At 67.3% G+C, this 3619-nt stretch carries 4 protein-coding genes and 1 pseudogene; 3 read left to right on the forward strand and 2 right to left on the reverse strand.

Going from position 1 to position 3619, the window contains the following annotated elements:
• The 3 genes from PHP59_RS11900 to PHP59_RS11910 all read left to right on the forward strand — a co-directional run.
• On the forward strand, window positions 1–655 hold a 655-nt coding region (locus PHP59_RS11900; protein ID WP_300167276.1), incomplete at its 5' end, for a sulfide-dependent adenosine diphosphate thiazole synthase.
• Between the two features lie 42 nt (window positions 656–697).
• Window positions 698–1549 carry a 4Fe-4S ferredoxin gene (locus tag PHP59_RS11905; RefSeq protein ID WP_300167277.1) on the forward strand — a complete coding sequence of 284 codons (852 nt, stop codon included), beginning with the start codon at window positions 698–700 and terminating at the stop codon, window positions 1547–1549.
• A gap of 33 nt (window positions 1550–1582) precedes the next feature.
• The gene (locus tag PHP59_RS11910) at window positions 1583–2233 is read left to right on the forward strand and encodes a putative phosphothreonine lyase domain-containg protein (RefSeq protein ID WP_300167279.1); all 651 of its coding nucleotides are present in this window, start codon (window positions 1583–1585) and stop codon (window positions 2231–2233) included.
• Window positions 2234–2248: 15 nt separating this feature from the next.
• Here PHP59_RS11910 and PHP59_RS11915 read toward each other — a convergent pair whose 3' ends face one another.
• Together PHP59_RS11915 and PHP59_RS11920 are read right to left on the reverse strand one after the other, a co-directional pair.
• A complete protein-coding gene (locus tag PHP59_RS11915; protein WP_300167281.1) occupies window positions 2249–3169 on the reverse strand; it encodes an ROK family protein in 921 nt (306 codons plus the stop codon).
• Window positions 3170–3229: 60 nt separating this feature from the next.
• Window positions 3230–3562: pseudogene (locus PHP59_RS11920) on the reverse strand (nucleoside-triphosphatase); the annotation flags it as partial.
• Window positions 3563–3619: the final 57 nt, after the last annotated feature.

The following is a 3619-nucleotide window of genomic DNA, read 5'->3' on the forward strand; positions in this document are numbered from 1 at the left end:
CATCACCTGCGCCGCCCTGCTTGCGGAGAAAGGACTGAAAGTCGGCCTCTTTGAGAAGAAACTCTCCATCGGCGGCGGCATGTGGGGCGGCGGCATGATGTTCCCGCGGATCGTCGTCCAGGCCGCGGCAAAGCGCCTCCTCGACCACTTCGGCATCGCCTCCACCGAGGCCGAGCCAGGCTACTATGTCGCGAAGTCCGTCGAATCCGTCTCCAAACTCACCGCCGCCGCCTGCACCGCAGGCGCCGAGTTCTTCAACCTCATCGCCGTAGAGGACGTCGTCGTCAAGGCAGACGGCCGCGTCGCCGGCCTCGTCGTCAACTGGAGCCCGGTCGAGATGGCCGGCCTCCATGTCGACCCCCTCATGATCCGGTGCCGCGCCGTCGTCGACGCCACCGGCCACGACGCCACCATCTGCCATATGGTCGCAAAGAAGGGCGGCGACCTCCCGATCCGCGGCGAGGGCTATATGTGGGCCGAGCGGGCCGAGGGCAGGATCCTGGACCACACGAAGGAGGTCTTCCCAGGTCTCTTCGTCTGCGGTATGGCTGCGAACGCCGTCGCAGGAGAGTGCCGCATGGGCCCGATCTTCGGCGGCATGCTCCTCTCCGGCGAAAAGGCAGCCGAGCTTGCGGCGGCCGCGGTCAGGCCGTGACCCAGAGTACTTCTTTTTTTCCGAGGGCGCCCATGATCCCGTATGCACACCCTCCAGAGCATCCGCACCTTCATCGAGGAGATCCTGGCTGACCAGACGGTCAACCGTCTCTCGCCGGAATGTGACGAACCGGCATGGGGGCGGCCCCTCGTCGGCGTGAGCAGCGGCGACGACCCGCTCTACGAGGAGATCAAACAGAAGATCGGCCCCTTCCACTGGACCCCGCGCGAGATCTTCGCCCTCACCTTTCCAGGGCATGCGGTGCCGCCCGGCGACCTCTCGGTCATCGTCTGGGCGCTCCCGCAGACCCGGGCCACCCTCTGCGACCAGCGGAAAGAGACCAGCCTCCCCTCCCGTCGCTGGGTATTGAACCGCCTGCACGGCGAGGAGATCAACGACCTGGTCCGCACGCGCCTCGCCGACGCCCTCACCGCCGCCGGTCACCCTGCACTCGCCCCGGTCGCCTCCCCGCTCTGGCGGCGGGCCACCTCGCCGCGCTGCGGCGAGGCCTCGACCTGGTCGGAGCGTCACGCCGCCTGGGTCTCAGGCCTCGGCACGTTCGGGCTCTGCGACGGCCTGATCACGGAGGCGGGAAAGGCGGTGCGGATCGGTTCGGTGGTCGCCGCCGTCGCCCTCCCCCCGACGCCGCGGCCCTATGCCGGCCTCCATGACTGGTGCCTCCATTATGCGGGCGGCACCTGCCGCGCCTGCATCGAGCGCTGCCCTGCCGGGGCGATCACCGATGCCGGCCACGACAAAGGGCTGTGCATGGCATATATCAGGTCGGTCACGGCCCCTGCCTGCGGAGGGACCAACGCCTGTGGCCTCTGTCAGGCCGCCGTTCCGTGCGAACACGCAAATCCGGTCAGGGCTCCCGGCAAAAACAGGAGATAACCTTTTTTTGTTCGCTTCTCCAGAAACATGATCATGGACGAAGTCGATTCCGAGGCACTTGCTGATGCCGCCTACGGCATCTTCGAGATCCTGCTGAACAGAGGCCTCCTTGCACGCGGCGCTCCCCTCTTTTCCCGCGTCGAGGATGGGACCGACTTCCTGGACGACTTCCTTGCGGTCTTCGCAGAGTTCGAGGCCGAGTACCCGCCTCTCGCCGCCGCCCTCCTCGGACGTTTCGGGAGCAAGGAGGAGATCTACCATCTCATTGCTGAGGGCGAGAGCGTCATCCCCTCGAAGACGACCGAGACCTACTGGATCATCGCCGACGACCCCGCGGCCGGAGACAGCGAGCCCTACGGGGAGCAGGCAGGAAAGTGGCTCGTCTTCTGCAGGACCGGCGAGGTGGACGACCTCTGGAAGAAGATCAGGGACGCCACCGTCGCCGGCAGACTCGGCATCTCCGCGAAGGTGAGCACCGCCCGCCCCAACCCGGAGTCCCGCGACGAGAGAAAGGTGATCTATGTCTATACCCGCGACTGGAGCGACGAGGCCGACGTCATGCGGGTCAGGTCGGTGCTCAGTGACCTCGGCGTCGAGCAGAGGATCGGCTACAAGCGCAACATCGAGACCTTTGCCGGTGAATACGCGGAAGAAGGCAAGAAGGTCACGTATTACAGCGCCTGAACCTCTTTTTTTATCTCAACAGATCCCGAGAGCGTACGCCGCCGCCCCGAGGAGGGGCGCCCGGCCTTCGAGGGCGCTGATTGCAAAGCGCGGCAGGGGGAGATAGCGGTCGAGGTGCGGCAGGAGATGCCCGAGGAGGAGGTCGCCGTGGTGCCGCGCCAGGGGGCCGTCGAGCACGACCATCTCCGGTTCGTAGGCGACGACGATGTCTGAGAGGGCGCGGGCATTGATCCTGCCGAGAGCGTCCATGAAGGAGAGGGCGAGGGGGTCGCCCCCCTCCGCGGCGTTGAGGATGCCGGCGCTCGTCGAGGCGTCGAAGGGCGCCACCGCCCCCTGTGCTGCCAGCCAGGCCGCACAGAAGCGGGGCATCCCGGTCCCTGAGGCATAGGCCTCCCAGTGGCCGGCATAGCCGCAGCCGCAGACGCGGTGATACTCATCGTCCACGAAGAGGTGGCCGACCTCCCCCGCGTTCCCAGACCGACCTAGGAGCAGGCGGCCGTTCACCACCGCACCGCCGCCGATCCCGGTCGAGAAAGTGAGATAGACAAGGTTCTCGACACCCTGTCCGGCCCCCTGCCAGCGCTCGCCGAGGGCGCCGGCCCGAGAGTCGTTCAGGAGCAGCACAGGCAGGCCGAAGCGCTCCTCCAGGGGCCCTTTGAGCGGGACCACGGGAAAGGCCATGTTCGGCGACCCGACGATCCGGCCCGCGGCACAGTCGAGAGGGCCTGCCGAGGCGATGCCGATCGCCGCCGGCGAGGCGTCCCTGATCACCGCCTCCACCGCCTCCGCGACCGCGTCGGTGACGGCGAGTCCGGACTCGCCGACCCGCGGGGTGTCCCCGTCTGCATGTCTGAGGACCGTCCCGTCGGCCGCCACAAGCCCGGTCCGGTAGTGGGTGGCGCCGATGTCGACGGCGACCACCGTCTCTCTCTCCATCACTCACCCGGTCGGTGCGGGTGCTTATGGGCCTTGCCCTCGCCGGCAAGGGACGCCGCCTCAAGACTGAGGATAAGGCAGCAGGGTGTCCCTGTTCGCCCCGGTCACGACGACGAGGCGCACGTCCGGCCTCTCCTTCAGCCCCTCGATAAACGCGTCGCCCCTGAGAGCGACCGTCGCCATCACCGGAAGGGGGCCGTCGAGGAGGGCGGTCACGAGGTCCCTGAACAAGGCTGAAAGACACTCCATCTTCCCGATCTCGTCGATGACGACGAGACGCACCCCTTCGCCTGAAAATCTGGTGGCGGCGAGGAATCCCTCGAATGTCGCCACGTCCACGCCGTACCTCCCCACCCGGTTTCGGCCCTGTATCCCGACGTGCGCCAGCAGGGCCCGTCTGCCGTCGAACCCACCAGTTCAAAACCCGTCCTCCTCCCCTGCTCCCTGACC

The organism is Methanofollis sp. (assembly GCF_028702905.1).
Lineage (GTDB): Archaea > Halobacteriota > Methanomicrobia > Methanomicrobiales > Methanofollaceae > Methanofollis.